This window comes from Geodermatophilus sp. SYSU D00742 (genome assembly GCF_054049935.1).
In genome coordinates this window covers 20276-38851 of sequence record NZ_JBJGYJ010000040.1, presented here as the reverse complement: position 1 = coordinate 38851, position 18576 = coordinate 20276, and the positions used below count along the sequence as shown (strand labels likewise).

Below are 18576 nucleotides of genomic sequence, written 5' to 3'. Positions count from 1 at the left end.
ACCTCAGACGCCGCCCGCACCAAGGCGTTGCGCCGGTGGCTGCACCTCTACAACCATCACCGCACCCACACCGCACTCGGCGGTCTTCCGCCGGCCAGCCGCGTGCCCAACCTGTCGGAGCAGAACACCTAGCGGCGTGCCACGGCGGTCCCGCGCCGTGGCGCCCCGCTGAGGTCACGGCCAGGTCTTGGCGACCATGGTCAGGAGAGGCCTGGACGGCGGTGCGCTGCATGTGGTGCAGCACGCCCCGGATGCCGCCGAGCTCCTCGCCGCCGCCGGCACGGCCCGGGCCGCCGTGCACCAGCACCGGCAGCGGGGAGCCGTGGCCGGTGTTCTCCGCCGCGTCGTCGCGGTCGAGCACCAGGATCCGGCCGTGGGCGTGGGCGGCGCCGAGCACGGACTCCCGGGCCACCGCCTCGTCGTGGATGACGATCGAGCCGACCAGGCTGCCCTGGCCGCGCGCGGCCAGCTCCACGGCCTGGGCGACCCCGTCGTAGGGCAGCAGGGTGCTCACCGGGCCGAAGGCCTCGACGACATCGTCCACCAACTCCCGCGGCACGAGGGCCCGGCGGAGGGCGGTGCACCTCTGGCCGGCCTTGACCGTCATCTCGGTGACCAGCTGGTCCACGAACAGCTCGAACTCGGGGGTGTCCGGGCCGGCGTCGGGACCGAGGACGGCGCAGTTGAGCGAGTCGGCCCCGGCGTTGAACCGCCACCGACGCCCTCGCCGACGACGCGGTCCGGGTGGTCGTGCTCGACCACACCGGCCGGGTGGTCTGCTCGGGCACGGACCTGGCCGAGGCCGCCGGCGGCGCCGCGCAGGACCAGGGGGTCAACGAGTTCCCGGCCCTGCTGGAGATGATCTGGGACGCCCCGAAGCCCGTGGTGGCCGCCGTCCGCGGGCCGGCCCGCGCCGGTGGCGTCGGCCTGCTCGCCGCCTGCGACGTGGTGGTCGCCGCGACGTCGGCGACCTTCGCCTTCACCGAGGTCCGCATCGGCGTGGTGCCGGCGGTGATCTCCGCGGTGTGCCTGCCGCGCATGGTGCCGAACGTGGCGCACCGGCTGATGCTCACCGGCGAGGCGTTCGACGCACCGGCGGCACTGGTCGGCGGTCTGGTGGACCTCGTCGTCCCGGACGGCGAGGTCGACGCCTGCGTGTCCGCGCAGGCGGAGGCGCTCGGGAAGGGCGCGCCGCTGGCGCTGGCGGAGACCAAGCGGCTGCTGCGCGCGGCGCGGACCGGGCCGCTGGCCGACCGGTTCCCGGACCTGCTGGCGCTGTCCGCGCGCTTCTTCGCCGGCGAGGAGGGCCAGGAGGGCATCGCCGCCTTCCGCGAGAAGCGCCCGGCCCGCTGGGTGTCCGCGTGACACCCGTCGTGGCGGCACCCGCGCGCGGTCACCGGCGGGCGCGGGCGTTGTGACCCGGGTCGGGGATCGGTAGCGTCGCCACGACCCGATGCCGACGCAGCGGTCGGCGTCCGACGGCGTGGACGGGCGGGGTCGCGATGTCTGCTCGATCGGTCACAGCACCTGCCGGAGCCGGCCGGGCGAGCGCCGAGGAACGCAAGGTCCTCGCCGCCACCCTCGCCGGCACCACCATCGAGTGGTACGACTTCTTCATCTACGCCCAGGCCGCGGGCCTGGTGCTCGCGCCGCTGTTCCTCGCGCCGGTCAGCCAGGACGCCCCCGGGCTGGCCACGGTCCTGTCGCTGGCGACCATCGGGATCAGCTTCCTGTTCCGCCCGCTGGGCGCCATCGTCGCCGGACGGCTCGGGGACCGGCTGGGCCGCAAGCGGATGCTCGTGTTCACCCTGGTGCTGATGGGCGCGGCGACCGCCCTGATCGGGCTGCTGCCGACCTACGGGCAGATCGGCCTCGCCGCGCCGGCGCTGCTGATCCTGCTGCGGATCCTGCAGGGCTTCTCGGCCGGCGGCGAGTGGGGCGGCGCGGCGTTGATGTCCGTCGAGCACGCCCCGGTGGCCCGCCGCGGCCTGTTCGGCGCCTATCCGCAGGTCGGCGTGCCCATCGGGATGATCCTGGCCACCGGCGTCCTGTGGCTGCTGAGCACCGTCACGACCCCGGAGCAGTTCCAGTCCTGGGGCTGGCGGATCCCGTTCCTCTTCTCCGTGGTGCTGATCGTGATCGGCTACCTGATCCGCCGCACCGTGGAGGAGAGCCCCGCCTTCGAGGAGATGCGGCTGCGGAAGCGGGAGTCGTCGGCACCGCTGCGGGACCTCTTCCGGAGCAACACCCGGGAGGTCGTCCTCACCGCGCTGATCTTCGTCGCGAACAACGCCGCCGGCTACCTGCTCATCGCCTTCTTCATCACCTACGCCACCGGCAACCTGGGGATGCCCCGCGAGTCGGTGCTGCTGGCGACCACGCTGGCCTCGTTCGGCTGGCTGGTGTTCACCATGTACGGCGGCGCGCTGTCGGACCGGATCGGCCGGGTGCGCACCTTCCAGATCGGCTACGCCCTGGTCTTCGTCTGGATGATCCCGCTGTTCCTGCTCATCGACACCCGCAACACCTGGCTCTACGGGATCGCGCTGTTCCTGCTCACCGTCGGCCTGGGGCTGTCCTACGGTCCGATGTCGGCCATGTACGCGGAGATGTTCCCCGTCGCGGTCCGGTACTCGGGCGTCTCCATCGGCTACGCCCTGGGCGCGATCCTCGGCGGCGCCTTCGCCCCGATGATCGCCGCTCTCCTCCTGCAGTCGACCGGGTGGTCGGGGTCGGTCGGCATCTACACCATGGTGCTCTGCGTCGTCTCCTTCGCGGCGGTGACCGTCGCCGGCGAGACCCGCGGCAACAACCTCCGGGTGGCCGAGGCCCACGAGCAGTACCTCCGCGAGCACCCGGAGGAGGCCCGCGAGCCCGGGCAGCAGCCCTGACGACGGCTCGACGCCGCCCCCTCCCGGTGTGCGCCCCCCCGGGGCGTCGTCCCGCCCTCGCGTCGGCGTCCCGCGCTACCCCGCGGCTGCCGCCAGCCGGATCAGCTCGGCCACGCCGGGGGTGGCGGCTGCGCGGCCGGCGGCGAGGAAAGACTCCTGGATGACCTCGTTCAGGCGGGCGCGGGACATCATGTCGTTGCCCATGACCCGCTGTTCGCCGGCGCCGGGCGCGAAGACCACGGTCCGGATCCCCTCCGCCTGCAGCGCCCGCAGCTCCCGGTGCAGCAGCCGGGTGCAGTGCCTGCGGGCCGCGGCGTAGAAGTCCGGGCGCCATCCGGCGGACCCGCTCATCGGCGAGACGACGACGACGAGGTCGAGGCCGCGACCGCGGAGGACCGCCGCGTTCGTCGGGGAGTGCACGCCACCGTCGACGTAGCTGCGCCCGTCGATCACGACCGGGGCGAAGTACCCGGGCACCGCGCACGAGGCGGCCACGGCCAGGTGGATGGGCACCGGGGGTGTACCGGGGCGGCCGAACACCACCCGCCGTCCGTCGCGCCGGCGGACGGCACAGATCCACAGCGGCGGCTCGGGCCACTCCGGCTTCTCGACCTCCCGCAGGGCGGCCAACTGCTCCACGACGTCGTGCCGCCCCGGGGGCAGCAGGGCCATCCCGGCGGCCAGCGGCCGGAACTGCAACGGCCGGGTGAGCGCCCGCTGCACCATGTGCCGACCCGGTAGCCGCGCGGGGTGGCGCAGCAGGCTGAGCGGCCGGAAGGGCGCCAGGTCGGGAACAGGGGTCGCGGCGATGCGGCGCATGACGTCGCCCTCCCCGGACAGGGGCGCCTTGACCGTCCAGGCGGCGAGGTCCTCCGCCGAGACCCCCAGCCGCAGCAGGGTGCCGGTGATCGATCCGGCCGAGGTCCCGACGATGACGTCGACCTTGCGCGCGTCGAAGCCGAAGTCGTGCTCCAGCACCGCCAGCACGCCCGAGTGGTACGCCTGCCCCACCACGCCACCGCCGCCCAGCACGAGGCCGACGCGAGTCATGCGCCGAGCCTGGCACGCGGCCGTGCCGGGAGCAGCAGCACCCGGTGGCCGGGGGTCCCCTCCGCCCACCGGGCACGCACCGGCCCGGCGACGCGTGGTCCACCCCCGGCCGTGGGGAGCAACGGGCGGACCGCCGGGCGGGTGCACGGACACGTCGAGGGCGGGCGTGCGGTCCGGATCGCCCTCGCGGGTCCCCGGACGCCCCGCCGACCCGTCGAGCCGAGCGGGTCACCGGGGTAGGGACCAGGCACACCGCCGGCCCGGGAGGCTGCCATGGACCGCAGGCACCGTCTGCTCCGATCCGCGATCGCCGCTGCCGCGGCCGCCGCGGCCGGCCTGCTCACCGGGTCGATGGTGAGGGCCGTCCGGGCTCCCGAGGACGGACGCCGGTAGGGCGCTGACGGCGACACCCGTGCTCGGCCTGCCCGGTGGCCCGCGCCGACGGCCCCGGTCGCTCACGCGGGCCGGCAGACGCACCCCCGGTCGACACCGGCGGTCAGGGTGGCCCGGCAGAACCGCAGTGCGATCGGGTCGTGGCCGGCGACCGGGTGCGGGCACACGTCACAGCCCGGGTCGTCCGCGGACCGGGAGGAGACCTCCGAGGGTCCCTCGGGTCGCTCGGCACGGGTGGCGGTCGAGGCAGGGGCTGGCATGGGAACTCCTCCGTGTCAGGTGAGGCGGTGCCGCCTCCGGTCACGCGGCGCGGGGCTGCGGTTCAGTGGCTCGGGCTCGCCGTCGCCGGACCCGGCAGCCACCGTGCGCAGGTCACCAGTTCGAGGGTGGGTCGCTCGCGGGGAACGACTGCAGACCCCACTGGTCGACCACGTCGCCCGGCGGCCTCGCGGTCCCGCCGCAGCGCACCGGGCCGCCTCCGGGCCGTCCCGGTGCGGGCGCGGCTGCGGCCACCGGTGCGGCGCACCGGTCCGGCGCCGGCACCTGCTCGATCTCCGGATGCCCGCCGCGGGTCAGGACGGCCGTCACACCGGCTCCCTCCGTCGTCTCGTCGTCCCGTCCAGCGTGGCACCGGCCGGCGCCGCGGCCCACGGCCCCGCCCGGTCGAGTCGGCCCGCCCCTGCCTGCCGACGGCCGGCAAGACGGGCCCCTCCTCCCTCGGGCATCGCCCCGGCACACCGGGACCGGTGCCGCTCGACCGCCCGGGGCGGTCCTGCCGGTCGTCGGCAACACCGGCACCCATCTGCTGACCGGCGGCGTCCCTGGTCGCGCCCGCCGGGCAGCGGCATGGTCGGGTCGACAGGAGGTGGGCTGTGCTCAGCAGTCACGAGCAGCGGATCTGGGACGACATCGAACGGTTCTACGCGGCCGAGGCCCCCGAGCCCGTCCTGCCCGGCCGGCACGCGGCGTCCTGGCACCGGCGCGTCGGCCGCGGGGTGGACGACCTCCCGGCCGCGGTGGTGGGCGGCGCCTGGGCCATGGTCCTCCTCGTCGTCTTCGGCGCCGTGGTGGCCGGCCTCGCCGTCGGCGCGGCGACGGCGCTGGGCTGGCTGCTGTGGCGGTCCCGGCCGCTGCTGCGCCGTGGTGACCCCACCTCCGCCGGGCCGGACGACCGGGCGGACTGACGGTCCGTGCACCCGCCGTCCACGCCGGCGACGACGAGCAGGTCAGCACGTCCCCGGCGCGGCACGGTGCCCGTCCACCGACGGGACGTCGGCAGCGGCCCGCCCACCGCCGGTCCACCGGCCGCTGTGGTCGGCGGGGTCGGCGTCGGTCGCGATCGCCTCGAGGCGGGCGAGGTCACCCGGGTGCAGGTCCGGGGTCGCGCGCAGTGCGTCGAGCAGCTGCTGGACCTGACCGCGCAGCGCGGGCACGCAGCCTCCCCGTCCGGCCTCCTCGACGTGGTCGACGAGCATCCTCAGCACCCGCAGCAGGGCGGCGGCCACCTGGGGCTGGGCCGGAGCGGCCTGCCGCAGCTGGTCGAACCCGTGCGCCACGTACTCCTCCGGGGAGAGCTCCCACGGGCGCAGCAGCAGCCGCCCGTCGTCCCCCGCGACCGCCTCGGCCGGCAGGTCGGTCACCAGCAGCCGGCGCAGCAGGCTGCCGATCCGCAACGTCACCTCGACGGCGGTGGTCGGGTCGTTGATCGCGGCGCTCAGCGCCCGCAGACCGATGTCCACCAGCTGCCGCAGCGCGAAGTCCGGCTCGCACTGCATGGTGCGGGTGTCGGCGATCAGGACCGAGGCGGTCAGCCGTCGCCGCACGCCCTCGACGTCGTCGGGGACCGGCCACACGGTGAGCAACGGCTCGCCGGCGTGGATGTAGGCGCCGACGCGGGTCTCCAGGCGCACGGTGGTGCCGGGCGGGACGGCGGGGAGCATCCGGTCGCCGGGGGCCTGGGTGACCCAGCCGTCGCGGGGCGCCGGGACCTCCAGCGGGCGGGAGCCGGCGGGTGGGGTGCGTGCCACGGCGGGTTGCTCGGTGCCGCTCGCCTGCCGGGAGGCCCGCAGCACCTGCTCGCCCTCCTCGGAGATCCGCCGGACCACCTCGCCGACCTGCAGGCCGTGCGCGAGGTGGTCCAGGTGCGCCACGATCAGCAGCACCGTGACCACGGCCAGCAGCACGGCGACGGTTAGCGAGATCCGCGGCGCCGGGTCGCCGGCGCTGCCGTCGACGTGGCGGAGGACCAGCACGCAGTAGACGAACGTGGCGATCAGCAGACCGATGACGACCTGGCTGAGACGGTCGCGGATGAACGAGCGCATCACCCGCGGCGAGAACTGGCTGCTGGCCAGTTGCAGGCTGACCACCGTCAGGGAGAACACCACCCCCGCCGTGGTGATCATGGCACCGGCCACGGTGCTGAGCAGCCACGTGGCGGTGCTGCTGCTCATCGTCAACGTCCCCGGGACGACGCGCTCCCCCGCGGCGCGGTCGGCGGCCCCGGCGGCCTCGGCCACCCCGATACCGGCGACCACGATCAGTGCCGGCAGTGCGAACAGGCTCTCCCGGAACCGGTAGGTCGCCGCCGCGACCCGCATGGGCAGCAGCGGCCGCACCCGGCTCACCGGCGCGTCGGCTGCTGACAGGAGACGCAGCTCGCCGCGAAGGGGCGGAGCTCCAGCCGCTCGCGGGGGATGGCCGATCCGCAGTCCACGCAGCGGCCGTACGTGCCGGTGTCGATGCGGGCGAGCGCCGCGTCGATCTCCCCGATCGTGCGCAGCAGGGTGGCGGCGCGGCTCACGGCGACCGGGTCCGGCACCGACGTGACCGTCTCAGCCAGGGCGAGCTCGCGCTGGCCGACGCAGTCGGCGCGCTGGGTCTCGAGCAGGACCCGGAACGGCAGGAACGCCGACGCCGTCGTGGGGGCGGTGGTGGGTCCGGTGGCGAGCGTGGACACGGGGTCCTCCTGGGGGGGTGGGAGCGGGCGTCCCGCCGAGCGGGACGGGTGACCGAGGGAGTCGCGGACCCGGTACGGGTCAGCGCGCCGGCGTCGGCGCGAGGTGCCGGCCGTGTCGCACCGCGGCCGGGCCGCGCAGACCACGGACCCACCCGCTCGTCGCCGGGGCCGGGCGGGCGCCGCCGGCGGCGGGCGGGGGCCAGGGCGAGGGGCACGACGGGGGGCAGGGCGCGGACGGGTCGGCGTCCTGGCCCGCGGCGGGGGCGGCGCAGACCCGGGGCGACAGCGACGTGCTCGCGCTCATGCCGCGTTCCCCTTCGTCGTCGACCCCGCCGGCGCGGCGTCCCGGTCCCCGTCGGGGAACCCCGTCGGCACCGCAGCGGCCGGCCACGCCCGCCCTCGGACGTCCCGGTCCCACCGTGCCCGGCCACGCGCCGCCGGAGCAGGGCAGCTGCCGGTCGACACACCCGGGTCGACCTTGCCGCCGACCGGCAACGCGGTGCCCCCGACCGGGTCCGCCGCATCCGCGGGACGGCGGGCCGCAGCCTGGTGACGGCCCCCGCTCGCTGCTGGACGATGGGCGCCACCGCGTCGACGCACCACCGGTCTCCCGGGCCGGCCGGTTCTCCCAGGGCCTCGGCCCTGCACTCCAGGAAGGGGACGCCGTTGTCCGATCCGGCACAGAGAGGCACCACGAGGGCTCCCCGCCGCAGGGCGGGCCTGGCGCTGGGCTGCACGGTCGCCCTCGTCCTCAGCGCGTGCGGCTCCGACGACAGCGGCGCCGGGGACGCCGCGGGCGGAGGCGGCGACAGGACGACCCCGGTGACCGTCGGCTACTTCCCCCTGGTGCACACCGCCACCGCCGTCCAGGCCGACGAGACCGGCCTGTTCGAGGACGCCGGGCTCGACGTCACCCTCGAGCAGACCTCCGGTGGTGCCCAGGCGATCCCGTCCCTGGTCGCCGGCGAGTACGACATCACCTACGGCAACTACACCTCCGCGCTGCTGGCCGCCCAGCAGGGGCTGCCCATCCGGGTGATCGCGGGCAACGACGTCGGCGCCGACGACCACGCGATCATGGTGGCCCCCGACTCCCCCTACCAGTCCCCCGCCGACCTGGCCGGAGCCCGGATCGCGGTCAACAACCTGCAGAACGTCGGCACGGTGGCGATCAACGCCGTCCTCGAGGACGCCGGCGTCGACATCTCCACCATCCAGTTCGTCGAGCTGCCGCTGCCGGACATGGCCCCGGCCCTGGACGCCGGCGACGTCGACGCCATCTGGCAGGTCGAGCCCTTCCAGGCCTCGGCCAAGGCCGCCGGCGCCCGCGTCCTCTTCCCCCTGTTCAGCGGCCCGGTCGAGGACATGCCGGTCGCCGGCTGGCTGACCACCGAGCAGTACGCGCAGGACAACCCCGAGGTCATCGAGGCCTTCCGCGAGGCGATGGCGGCATCGATGGAGGAGCTCACCGACAACCGGGAGCGGCTGGTCGAGCTCGTGCCCACCTACACCCAGGTGCCCGCCGAGACCGTGCAGCAGGTGGCCCTCCCCGCGTGGGACGCCGAGGTCGACGCCGACCAGCTGCAGGAGATGAGCGACCTCATGCTCGAGTACGGGATCATCAGCGAGGAGTTCGACGTCGAGACGATGATCGTCGACTGAGGCACGCCAGGACGGCCCCGCGGTCCTCGCCGCGGGGCCGTCGTGGCGAGGTCCCGGGGGCAACGCCACGTCGCCCGCCGGAACAGTCGCCGGCCGGACGGCGCTGGAGCTGCCGTGACCGACACGGGGCCGCGGCTGTCCTTGCTGGACCGGTCCCGCACCCGCATCGGCGAACCCGACGCCGCGGCGCTCACCGGCACCGTGGCGCGCGGGGTCCGCGCCGAGCAGCTCGGGTTCGACCGGTTCTGGGTCGCCGAGCACCACGGGGTGCCCGGGGTCGCCGGCGCCGCTCCGGCGGTGCTCCTGGCCGCTGTCGCCGGCCGGACGACGACCATCCGGCTCGGCTCGGCCGGGGTCATGCTGCCCCACCACCAGCCGCTGGTCGTCGCCGAGCAGTTCGCCACGCTGTCGGCCCTCGCGCCCGGCCGCATCGACCTGGGACTGGGCCGCTCCCCCGGCTTCACCCCGCCGGTGCGTCGGGCGCTGCGGGAGACCGACCGCGACTTCCCCGCCGACATCGCCGAGCTGCGCGCGTTCCTGACGGGGACGGCGGAGATCACCGTGCACCCGCAGCCGGTCGGTGCGCTGCCGCTGTACGTGCTGGCCACGGGCCGCGGTCTGCAGGTGGCGGCCGAGCTGGGGCTGCCGGTCGTCGTGGGCGGCCCGCTGCTGGGGGTGGCCGGCGACCCGGATGCCGGGCGCGCGGCGCTGGCCGGCTACCGGCGCGCCTTCCGGCCCTCCGCGCAGCAGCCGCAGCCGCGGGTGGCGATCAGCCTCGACGTGCTGGTCGCCGACACCGCCGCGGAGGCCGCCGACCTGGTCCTGGCCGAGGCGTGGGCGATGGCCCGGGCCCGCACCACCGGGGTGTTCCCGCCGCTGGAGCCGGTGGCCGCCGTCCGGGCCGCCGCCCGCACCCCACGCCAGCAGCAGTACCTCGAGCAGACCGCCGCAGCGGCGATCGCCGGCACGCCGGCCCAGGTGGAGCGCCGGCTCGCCGCGCTGCTGGACCGCACCGGGGCGGCCGAGCTGGTCGCCGGCAGCAGCACCTTCGACCGGGCCGCCCTGGCCGCCTCCGACGCGGAGCTGGCCGCACTGTTCGGCCGGGCGCGGACCGCCGGCAGCCGCGCGGCAACGGCGTCACCGTCCCGGCCGTAGCCCACCGGCCCCCGACCGGCCACCGCATCCCCCGCACCGGAGCTCCCGGGGTGCGGCGCTGACGGGGAGACCCCGGGCAGCTCCGCAGCGGGGTCCGCTTCCTGTCACACCCCCGGGCCACGCTGTACCCGTCCGGATCGCACCGCCCGGTGTCGCCACCGCAGACCGCGGTCACCGCACCGGCGGGTCCGGGAGGAGAGGGTGACATGAGGACCTACGACCCCGCGGACCACATCCTCTACGTCCACCTGGCGCAGGACCCCGCCGTTCCCCCGGCACCGCCGCCCGCCCACGACGAGTGCCGCCGGCTGCCCGCCGGCTACGCCAACGGGGCCCTCCGGTCCCGGATCGGGCGACCCGGCGCCGTCGCCGTCCGTCCCGCGCTGGTCCTCCTCCCGGGTGGGGCGGCAGCGACCGACGACCCCACGCTCGGAGCGTCGGCGCTGCGCCTGGTCCGGTAGGAGCGAGCACCGACGAGGAGGTCGAGGGCGCCGTCGTCAGCCACCCGTCGGTCGCCCGCGCACGGCGGTGGTGGGTGCGCCCAGCGAGCGGTGGGGCGAGCCGGTGGTCGCCTTCGTCGTCCCCGCGCCGGGCGCGGAGGTCGATCCCGCCGGGCTCGAGCGGCACTGCCGCGACCGGCTGTCGCCGTTCGAGGTGCCACGGACCTGGCCGGTGGTCGACGATCTGCCGATGACCGCCTCCACGGAGATCCGGCGGGCCGAGCTGCGCCGGGTGGCCGCGGCCGACCCGGCGCCGCAACCCACGGCCGCCTCGTGACCGGCACACTCCTGACCCGGCTGCTGGACGACCTGTCCCAGGAGGGGCAGGAGCTGGACGAGCTGGTCTCCGGCCTGCCGGCAGCGGCGTGGGCGACACCCACGCCCGCGGCCGGCTGGACGATCGCCCACCAGGTCGCCCACCTCGCCTGGACCGACGAGGTCGCGCTCCGGGCGGCCACGGACCCGGAGCGTTTCCGCGCCGACCGGGACGCCGCCGGAGCCGACGTCGCCCGGGAGGTGGACCCCGCCGCCGACGCCGGCGCGGCCGTCCCCCCGTCCGAGCTGCTCGCCCGGTGGCGGCGGGCGCGCGCGTCCCTCGCGGCGGCCCTGGCCGCGCTCCCTCCCGGCACGGCGCTGCCCTGGTTCGGGCCGGACATGGGCGCCGCGTCCATGGCGACGGCCCGGCTCATGGAGACCTGGGCGCACGGCGTCGACGTCCGCGACGCCCTCGGCCGGGCCACCCCCAGCACGCCGCGGCTGCGCGCCGTCGCGCACCTGGGCGTGCGCACCCGCGACTTCGCCTTTCGCCAGCACTCCCTCCGCCCTCCTGCCGAGGAGTTCCGGGTCGAGCTCACCGGGCCGGACGGCGACGTCTGGGCGTGGGGCCCGGCGGATGCCTCCCAGCGGGTCACCGGCCCGGCGCTGGACTTCTGCCTGCGCACCACCCAGCGCCGGCACCGCGACGACCTCGCCCTGCGCGCCCAGGGGCCCGACGCCGACCGGTGGCTCGACGTCGCCCAGGCGTTCGCCGGGCCACCCGGGGCCGGCCGGCCCGCCCGGACCTGACCCCACGCACCCCCGACCAGCGCCGTCCCCGCACCCGTCCCCCGGCGGGCCGCACCCCCACACAGAGGAGTACCGCAGTGGATCTGTCCGGCAAGGTCGCGATCGTCACCGGCAGCGGGCGGGGCCTGGGTCTCGCCTACGCCACCGAGCTGGCCCGCAGCGGCGCGGCCGTCGTCGTCAACGACGTCGACGCAGCCGTCGCCGAGGCCGCCGTCACGGCCATCACCGGCGCCGGCGGCACCGCCGTCGCCGAGGTCGTGCCCGTGGGCACCAGCGAGGCCGCCCAGGCCCTGGTCGACCGCGCCGTCTCGGCGTTCGGCCGGCTGGACGTCCTGGTCAACAACGCCGGCATCCTGCGCGACTCCACGCTGTGGAAGATGACCGACGAGGCCTTCGACGCGGTCATCACCACGCACCTGCGCGGCACCTTCACCTGCACCCGCGCCGCCGCCGTCCGGATGCGCGAGCAGGGCGAGGGCGGACGGATCATCTGCATCGGCTCCCCCACCGGCCAGGTCGGCAACTTCGGCCAGACCAACTACGCCGCGGCCAAGGCCGGCATCGTCGGCATGGTGCGCACCTGGGCCATGGAGCTGGCGCGGGCCCGGATCACCGTCAACGCCGTCGTCCCGGTCGCCGCCACCGCCATGACCGAGACCGTGCCGTTCGTGCAGCCCTACATCGAGAAGCTCAGGGCCGGTGAGCCCCTGCCCTCCTACGCGCGCAAGCAGCTGGGCTTCGGCACCCCGGAGGACGCCGCCGGCCTGGTCGCCTTCCTCGCCTCCGACGCCGCCGCCGGCATCAGCGGCCAGGCCATCGGCATCGGCGGCGACCGCCTGGCGCTGTGGAGCCACCCGGCCGAGGTCGTCGTCGAGTTCGCCGACGGCACCGGCTGGTCCGCCGACGCCATCGCCGCCGTCTGGCCCGAGAAGTACGCCCCCGCCCAGCAGACCGTCGGCCAGCAGTTCGAGCCCCCCGCCGAGGGCGAGGCCACCCCGTGACGGCCGCCCTGGACCTCGACGCGCTGGTCGCCATCGACGTGCACGTCCACGTGCACGCCGACCTGCACGGCCACCTCGCACTCGACGACGAGCTCAACGCCGCGGCCGCCAGGTACTTCAAGGGCGACCCCTACGACCCGACCGTGCACGACATCGCCGCCGACTACCGCGGCAAGAACATGGCCGCCGTCATCTTCACCGTGGACGCCGAGGCCGCCACCGGGCACACGACGCTGTCCAACGAGGAGATCGCCGAGGCCGCCGCCCAGCACCCCGACGTGCTCATCCCCTTCGGGTCGATCGACCCGGCCCGCGGGCGGGCCGGCGTCCGCGCCGCCCGCCGGCTGGTCACCGAGCACGGCGTGCGGGGCTTCAAGTTCCACCCCAGCCTGCAGGACTTCGAGCCCAACGACCGGCGGGTCTACCCGCTCTACGAGGAGCTGCAGACCCTGGGCGTGCCGGCGCTGTTCCACACCGGCCAGACCGGCATCGGCTCGGGCCTGCCCGGCGGGCGCGGCATCAAGCTGCGCTACTCCGACCCGATGCTGCTCGACGACGTCGCCGCCGACTTCCCGCACCTGACGATCATCATGGCCCACCCGTCGGTGCCCTGGCAGGACGCCGCCATCTCCGTCGCCCAGCACAAGGCCAACGTCTACATCGACCTGTCGGGCTGGTCGCCCAAGTACTTCCCGCCGCAGCTGGTCCGCGCCACCAACACGCTCCTGAAGAAGAAGGTGCTCTTCGGCTCGGACTACCCCCTGCTGCGCCCCGAACGGTGGATCGCGGACTTCGAGCAGCTCGACATCCGCGAGGAGGTCAGGCCCCTGGTCATGAAGCAGAACGCCATCGCGGCCCTCCACCTGCGCTGACCCCCCGGCGGGCACGACGCCGGAGGCGGTGGCCGAGGGCCGGCTCAGGCAGGCTCGGGCACGCCGCCGGCGTCCCCGCCGGGATCGTCCGGCGTGGCCTCGACCGGCGCGGGCGGCAGGGGCTCCGGTGCGTCGGGGAGCAGCTCGGCCGGGTCGTCGGGCACCGGCTCGCTGGGGTCGATGATCGGATCCGGCTCCGGGAGTGGCTCGACCATCCCGTCAGTCAACCAGGGCACCGTGTCCCCCGGGGAGCCCTCCGACCCGGTGGTCCGGGCCGCGCCTCCCGCGCGGCGACCGGTGCGCCGGCGGGGCGCGAACGGCGGTGGAATAGCTGCGGGCAGGTCGGGTACGCCTGGCGGACCAGGGGCGGCGCACGGCAGGGAGTCAGCCCTTCCGAGGACTGGGACTCCACATGAGCGGCAGCGCCATCCACCGGTTCACCGACACGGCCGTCCTGACCGTGCAGATCGCGGACGCGACCAGGGTGGTCAGCTCCGACTCCTTCGACGACGTGCTCGCCGACACCTACCAGCGGGTGGGGTTGCGGCCCGGCCTGCTCGAGCGCCTCGCCGGCATCCGGCAGCGTCGCTGGTGGGCCGAGGGCGTCACGTTCGTCGACGGCGCCGCCATGGCCGGCGCGAAGGCCATCAGCGAGAGCGGGGTCGACCCGGCCGGGATCGGCGTCATGATCAACACCTCGGTCAGCCGCAGGTACCTCGAGCCCTCCACCGCGGTGGCGGTGCACCACGCGCTGGGCCTGCCGCGCACGTGCCAGAACTTCGACGTCACCAACGCCTGCCTCGGGTTCGTGAACGGCATGGAACTGGCGGCCGCCATGATCGAGTCGGGTCAGGTCGACCACGCCCTGATCGTCAACGGCGAGGACTCCCGGCCGGTCCAGGAGCGCACCCTCGACCGGCTGGACCGTCCGGAGACCACCTCCCGGGACGTGCTGTCGCAGTTCGCGACCCTGACCCTCGGCTCGGGCGCCGTCGCCATGGTGCTGGGCCGCGCCGACCGGCACCCCGAGGGACACCGGCTGGTCGGGTCCGTGAGCCGGGCGGGGACCGAGCACCACGAGCTCTGCGTCGGCGACAACGACATGATGCGGACCGACCTCAAGGGCCTGCTCGACGCCGGGCTGGCCCTGTCCGAGGACCTGTGGGCCGACGCCGGTGCAGAGTTCGACTGGGCCGGGGGCATGAGCCGCTACATCGTCCACCAGGTGTCGAAGGTGCACACCAAGGCCATGTGCGACCGCTTCTCGATCGACCCCTCGCTGGTCCCGACCACGTTCCCGACCCGGGGCAACCTCGGCCCCGCATCGGTCCCGTTCACGCTGGCCGTCGAGCAGGACTCGCTGGTCGACGGCGACCGGGTGCTGCTCATGGGCATCGGCTCGGGCCTCAACGCCTCGTGCCTCGAGATCGCCTGGTGAGGGCGGCCCCCCTCCCGCCCGCGCTCCCGGGCCTGGACCCCGGCTGGTCCCGCTTCCCGACCGTCGCCGACTCGACCGGCGTCGAGCACACCTGGCACGTCCTCGACAACGGCGTCCCGGACCCGGTCGGCACCCTGCTGTGCGTCCACGGCAACCCCACGTGGTCCTACCTGTGGCGCCGGCTGCTGGCCGCCGCGCCGCCCGGCTGGCGGGTCGTCGCCCCCGACCAGCTGGGCATGGGGTGGTCCGACCGGCTGCCGGAGCCGCGGTCGCTGCCGCAGCGACTCGCCGACCTCGGGGACCTCACGGCAGCCCTCGGCATCACCGGCCCGGTGGTCACGGTCGGGCACGACTGGGGCGGCGTCATCTCCCTGGGCTGGGCCCTGCAGCACCGCCGGGAGCTGGCCGGCGTCGTGCTGGCCAACACCGCCGTCGCCATGCCCGAGGGCGACCTCGGGCCGGCCCTCATCCGGCTGGCCCACGCCCCCGGCGTGCGGGCGGCGGTGACCGTCGGCACCCCGGTGTTCGTGCGGGCGGCGACGGCGCTGTCCCGGCCGGCACTCCCGGCCGACGTCCGGCGCGCCTTCGCCGCCCCCTACCGGTCGCGGGCGCGCCGCCGGTCCGTCGGCGACTTCGTCGCCGACATCCCCTTCGCACCCGACCACCCGTCCCGCCCGGTCCAGGAGGCGATCGCCGAGGGCATCCGCACGCTCGACGTCCCGGCCCTGCTGCTGTGGGGGCCCCGCGACCCCGTCTTCGGCGAGCGGTACCTCGCCGACCTGCGCCGCCGGCTGCCCCAGGCCCGGCTGCACCGCTACGAGGGCGCATCGCACCTGCTCCCGGAGGACGCTCCGCAGTACGCCGATGCCGTGGTGCAGTGGGTGGCCGACCTCCACACCGGGCACCCACCCCCCGACCGGCGACGGGCGGCGGCCACCGCCGACGGCACCGGACGCCGCCTGTGGTCGGCCCTGCGGGAACGGTCGGACGACGCCGCACCGGCGGTCGTCGAGGTCGGGGGCCCGACGGTGACGTGGTCCCGGTTGGCCGACCGGGTGTCGGACCTGGCCGCCGGGTTGGCGGCGTGCGGGGTCCGCCCGGGACAGCGCGTCGCGCTGCTCGTCGAGCCGTCGGCCGACCTCACCGCCACCGTGTACGCCGTGTGGCGAGCCGGGGCCGTCGTCGTCGTCGCGGACAAGGGCCTGGGCCTGGCCGGGATGCGCCGGGCCCTGCGCAGCGCGGCGGTCGACCACGTCGTCGGCAGCCGTGCCGGCCTGGCGGCGGCGCGCCTGATGGGCCTGCCCGGGTCCCGCATCCTCGCCGGGCGGGCCGGCCGGACGGGGCGGCGAGCCTCGGGAGCTGCGCACACGCTCGACGAGGTGGCCGCCGTCGGCCGATCCGCACCGGCGCCGGTCGAGGCCCCGCTGGACGCCGACTGCGCGGTGCTGTTCACCTCCGGGGCGACCGGGCCGGCCAAGGGCGTCGTCTACACGCACCGCCAGGCCGCGGCCCAGCTGGAGCTCGTGCGGTCCACCTACGGCCTGACCGCCGGGGACCGGTTCGTGGCGGCGTTCGCGCCCTTCGCCATCCTCGGGCCGGCGCTGGGCATCGCGTCGGCGGTCCCGGACGTCGACGTGACCGCACCCGCCTCGTTGACCGCGGCGGCGCTGGCCGACGCGGCGGCCGCCGTCGACGCGACCGTGGTCTTCGCCTCGCCCGCGGCGCTGCGGCGGGTCGCGGCCACCGCCGGGGACCTCTCGGTGCGGCAGCGCCGCGCCCTGGGCGGCATCCGGCTGCTGATGTCGGCGGGCGCGCCCGTACCGGCGTCCCTCCTGCGGTCACTGCGGGCGGTCCTCCCGGCCGCCGACGCGCACACCCCGTACGGGATGACCGAGGTCCTTCCGGTCACGGACGTCGCCCTGGCCGGCATCGAGGCCGCCGGCGCCGGCGAGGGCGTGTGCGTGGGCCGCCCGCTGCCCGGCGTCGGCGTGCGCATCAGCCCCCTGTCACCCGAGGGGCTCGCCGACGGCCCGCTCACCGACCGCCCGGGCGTCGCCGGAGAGGTCTGCGTGCAGGCCGCGCACGTCAAGGACCGCTACGACGCGCTGTGGGCACTCGAGCGTGCGACGTCCCGGGACCCGGGCTGGCACCGGACCGGGGACGTCGGGCACCTGGACGCGGACGGCCGGCTCTGGATCGAGGGGCGCCTGGCCCACGTCGTCTCCGCCGCCTCCGGTCCGGTGACCCCCGTCGGCATCGAGCAGCGGGTCGAGGAGCTGCCCGGTGTCTCGGCCGCCGCGGCCGTGGGCGTGGGGCCGGCCGGGGCGCAGGTCGTCGTCCTCGTCGTCGTCCCGTCCGGGACCCCCCGGAGCCGCATCGGTCCCGGTGCCTGGGGGAGCCGCCTGCGCCTGGCCGATCCGGACACGGCCGACGCCGTCCGGGCCGTCGTCGGGGTCGACGTCGCCGCCGTGCTGCTCACCGCGCGGCTGCCGGTGGACGTGCGCCACCAGTCGAAGGTGGACCGTGCTGAGCTCGCCCGCCGGGCCGCGCGGTTCCTGGCCGGTGTCCAGGCGCGCGGACGCCGGCGCCGACCGTGAGGGTCCTGGTCACCGGGGCGAGCGGGATGCTCGGGCGGGCCACCGCGACCGGGCTCCTCGAGCGCGGCGACGAGGTGACGGTGCTGCAGCGCCGCCCGTCCGGCCTGCCGTGTCGCGAGGTGCTGGGGGACGTCGCCGATCCGGCCGTGGTGGGGCGGGCCGCCCGTGGGCAGGACGCCGTGCTGCACCTCGCCGCGAAGGTGGACGTCACCGGGCCGTGGGCGGAGTACGCCTCCGCCAACATCCGGGGCACCCGCACCGTCGTCGAGGCCTGCCGGGCGGCCGACGTCGGCCGGCTGGTGCACGTCTCGTCCCCGTCGGTGGCGCACGCCGGGACGCCGTTGACCGGGGTCGGCGCCGGGCCGGCCGACGCCACGCGTGCCCTCGGGCGCTACTCCCGCTCCAAGGCGGTGGCCGAGGTCGATGCGCTGGCCGCGGACTCCTCCTCCCTCGCCGTCCTCGCGATCCGGCCCCACCTGGTGTGGGGACCCGGTGATCCCCAGCTCGTGGGGCGCATCGTCGAACGGGCACGCAGCGGGCGGCTGCCGGTGATCGGCTCGGGCGCGGCGCTGATCGACACCACCTACGTCGACAACGCCGCAGCCGCCCTGGTCGCCGCCGTGGACGCGTGCGGACCCGTGCACGGCGAGGCCCTGGTCGTCTCCAACGGGCAGCCGCGTCCGGTCGCCGAGGTCCTCGCCCGGCTCTGCCGGGCGGCCGGGGTCCGGGGACCGCGCGGCCGGGTGCCGTACCGGGCGGCCTACGGCATCGGTGCCGCGGTCGAGGGGCTCTGGGCGGGAACCCGGCGACGCTCGACTCCCCCGCTCACCCGCTTCCTGGCCGAGCAGCTGGCGACCGCGCACTGGTTCGACCAGCGCCGGACCCGTGCCGCGCTGGGATGGCGGCCGCACGTCCCCCTCGACGAGGGGTTCTCCCGCCTGGGCGCCTGGTTCGGGTCCGGGCCCGACCCGGTCGCCGGAGGCTGAGCCGACC

Annotated in this window: 19 protein-coding genes; 14 read left to right on the top strand and 5 right to left on the bottom strand. The window is 76.1% G+C overall.

The genetic code is table 11. From position 1 onward, the window contains the following. The 3 genes from ACI78V_RS20535 to ACI78V_RS20525 all read left to right on the top strand — a co-directional run. The coding region (locus tag ACI78V_RS20535) for an integrase core domain-containing protein (RefSeq protein WP_456854117.1) at positions 1 to 132 on the top strand (132 nt) is incomplete at its 5' end. 612 nt (positions 133 to 744) lie between these two features. Next, positions 745 to 1365 carry an enoyl-CoA hydratase-related protein gene (locus ACI78V_RS20530; RefSeq protein ID WP_456854113.1) on the top strand — a complete coding sequence of 207 codons (621 nt, stop codon included), beginning with the start codon at positions 745 to 747 and terminating at the stop codon, positions 1363 to 1365. 137 nt (positions 1366 to 1502) lie between these two features. Next, the gene (locus ACI78V_RS20525) at positions 1503 to 2891 is read left to right on the top strand and encodes an MFS transporter (RefSeq protein ID WP_456854111.1); all 1389 of its coding nucleotides are present in this window, start codon (positions 1503 to 1505) and stop codon (positions 2889 to 2891) included. A gap of 75 nt (positions 2892 to 2966) precedes the next feature. On the opposite strand, the gene ACI78V_RS20520 is transcribed toward ACI78V_RS20525, so the two are convergent. Further along, positions 2967 to 3941 (bottom strand): patatin-like phospholipase family protein, encoded by a 975-nt coding sequence (locus ACI78V_RS20520; protein WP_456854109.1) that lies wholly within the window; start codon positions 3939 to 3941, stop codon positions 2967 to 2969. A gap of 455 nt (positions 3942 to 4396) precedes the next feature. Beyond that, the gene (locus ACI78V_RS20515) at positions 4397 to 4594 is read right to left on the bottom strand and encodes an RGCVC family protein (RefSeq protein ID WP_456854107.1); all 198 of its coding nucleotides are present in this window, start codon (positions 4592 to 4594) and stop codon (positions 4397 to 4399) included. A gap of 612 nt (positions 4595 to 5206) precedes the next feature. On the opposite strand from ACI78V_RS20515, the gene ACI78V_RS20510 reads away from it, so the two are divergent. After that, positions 5207 to 5518 carry a hypothetical protein gene (locus tag ACI78V_RS20510; RefSeq protein WP_456854106.1) on the top strand — a complete coding sequence of 104 codons (312 nt, stop codon included), beginning with the start codon at positions 5207 to 5209 and terminating at the stop codon, positions 5516 to 5518. A gap of 42 nt (positions 5519 to 5560) precedes the next feature. On the opposite strand, the gene ACI78V_RS20505 is transcribed toward ACI78V_RS20510, so the two are convergent. Together ACI78V_RS20505 and ACI78V_RS20500 are read right to left on the bottom strand one after the other, a co-directional pair. Beyond that, positions 5561 to 6961, bottom strand: a complete 1401-nt coding sequence (locus tag ACI78V_RS20505; protein ID WP_456854104.1) for a DUF2254 domain-containing protein — start codon at positions 6959 to 6961, stop codon at positions 5561 to 5563. Further along, the gene (locus tag ACI78V_RS20500) at positions 6958 to 7293 is read right to left on the bottom strand and encodes a TraR/DksA family transcriptional regulator (protein ID WP_456854102.1); all 336 of its coding nucleotides are present in this window, start codon (positions 7291 to 7293) and stop codon (positions 6958 to 6960) included. Before ACI78V_RS20500 ends, ACI78V_RS20505 begins: the two co-directional genes overlap by 4 nt. Positions 7294 to 8115: 822 nt before the next feature. Here ACI78V_RS20500 and ACI78V_RS20495 point away from each other — a divergent pair. The 7 genes from ACI78V_RS20495 to ACI78V_RS20465 all read left to right on the top strand — a co-directional run bounded on the left by ACI78V_RS20495 (position 8116) and on the right by ACI78V_RS20465 (position 13548). Beyond that, a complete protein-coding gene (locus tag ACI78V_RS20495; RefSeq protein ID WP_456854100.1) occupies positions 8116 to 8955 on the top strand; it encodes an ABC transporter substrate-binding protein in 840 nt (279 codons plus the stop codon). Positions 8956 to 9069: 114 nt separating this feature from the next. Further along, complete coding sequence (locus ACI78V_RS20490) at positions 9070 to 10110, top strand: MsnO8 family LLM class oxidoreductase (protein ID WP_456854098.1); 1041 nt, start codon at positions 9070 to 9072, stop codon at positions 10108 to 10110. 206 nt (positions 10111 to 10316) lie between these two features. Then, a complete protein-coding gene (locus ACI78V_RS20485; protein WP_456854096.1) occupies positions 10317 to 10571 on the top strand; it encodes a hypothetical protein in 255 nt (84 codons plus the stop codon). Positions 10572 to 10641: 70 nt separating this feature from the next. Continuing rightward, positions 10642 to 10887 carry an AMP-binding enzyme gene (locus ACI78V_RS20480; protein ID WP_456854094.1) on the top strand — a complete coding sequence of 82 codons (246 nt, stop codon included), beginning with the start codon at positions 10642 to 10644 and terminating at the stop codon, positions 10885 to 10887. Next, positions 10884 to 11675, top strand: a complete 792-nt coding sequence (locus ACI78V_RS20475; RefSeq protein ID WP_456854092.1) for a TIGR03084 family metal-binding protein — start codon at positions 10884 to 10886, stop codon at positions 11673 to 11675. The genes ACI78V_RS20480 and ACI78V_RS20475 overlap by 4 nt, the downstream gene beginning before the upstream one ends. 77 nt (positions 11676 to 11752) lie before the next feature. Continuing rightward, positions 11753 to 12676 (top strand): SDR family NAD(P)-dependent oxidoreductase, encoded by a 924-nt coding sequence (locus tag ACI78V_RS20470; protein ID WP_456854090.1) that lies wholly within the window; start codon positions 11753 to 11755, stop codon positions 12674 to 12676. Positions 12677 to 12684: 8 nt separating this feature from the next. After that, positions 12685 to 13548, top strand: a complete 864-nt coding sequence (locus tag ACI78V_RS20465) for an amidohydrolase family protein (RefSeq protein WP_456854115.1) — start codon at positions 12685 to 12687, stop codon at positions 13546 to 13548. A gap of 44 nt (positions 13549 to 13592) precedes the next feature. Here ACI78V_RS20465 and ACI78V_RS20460 read toward each other — a convergent pair whose 3' ends face one another. Continuing rightward, the gene (locus ACI78V_RS20460; RefSeq protein ID WP_456854088.1) at positions 13593 to 13763 is read right to left on the bottom strand and encodes a hypothetical protein; all 171 of its coding nucleotides are present in this window, start codon (positions 13761 to 13763) and stop codon (positions 13593 to 13595) included. Between the two features lie 197 nt (positions 13764 to 13960). Here ACI78V_RS20460 and ACI78V_RS20455 point away from each other — a divergent pair, with 197 nt between their 5' ends. Genes ACI78V_RS20455 through ACI78V_RS20445 form a run of 3 tightly spaced genes read left to right on the top strand, consistent with a single transcriptional unit; the run spans position 13961 to position 18569 of the window. Further along, entirely contained in the window at positions 13961 to 14986 is a 1026-nt protein-coding gene (locus ACI78V_RS20455; protein ID WP_456854086.1) for a 3-oxoacyl-ACP synthase III, read from the top strand. Next, positions 14983 to 17583 carry an alpha/beta fold hydrolase gene (locus ACI78V_RS20450; protein ID WP_456854085.1) on the top strand — a complete coding sequence of 867 codons (2601 nt, stop codon included), beginning with the start codon at positions 14983 to 14985 and terminating at the stop codon, positions 17581 to 17583. Before ACI78V_RS20455 ends, ACI78V_RS20450 begins: the two co-directional genes overlap by 4 nt. After that, positions 17580 to 18569 carry an NAD-dependent epimerase/dehydratase family protein gene (locus ACI78V_RS20445; protein ID WP_456854083.1) on the top strand — a complete coding sequence of 330 codons (990 nt, stop codon included), beginning with the start codon at positions 17580 to 17582 and terminating at the stop codon, positions 18567 to 18569. The genes ACI78V_RS20450 and ACI78V_RS20445 overlap by 4 nt, the downstream gene beginning before the upstream one ends. Positions 18570 to 18576 lie beyond the last annotated feature (7 nt).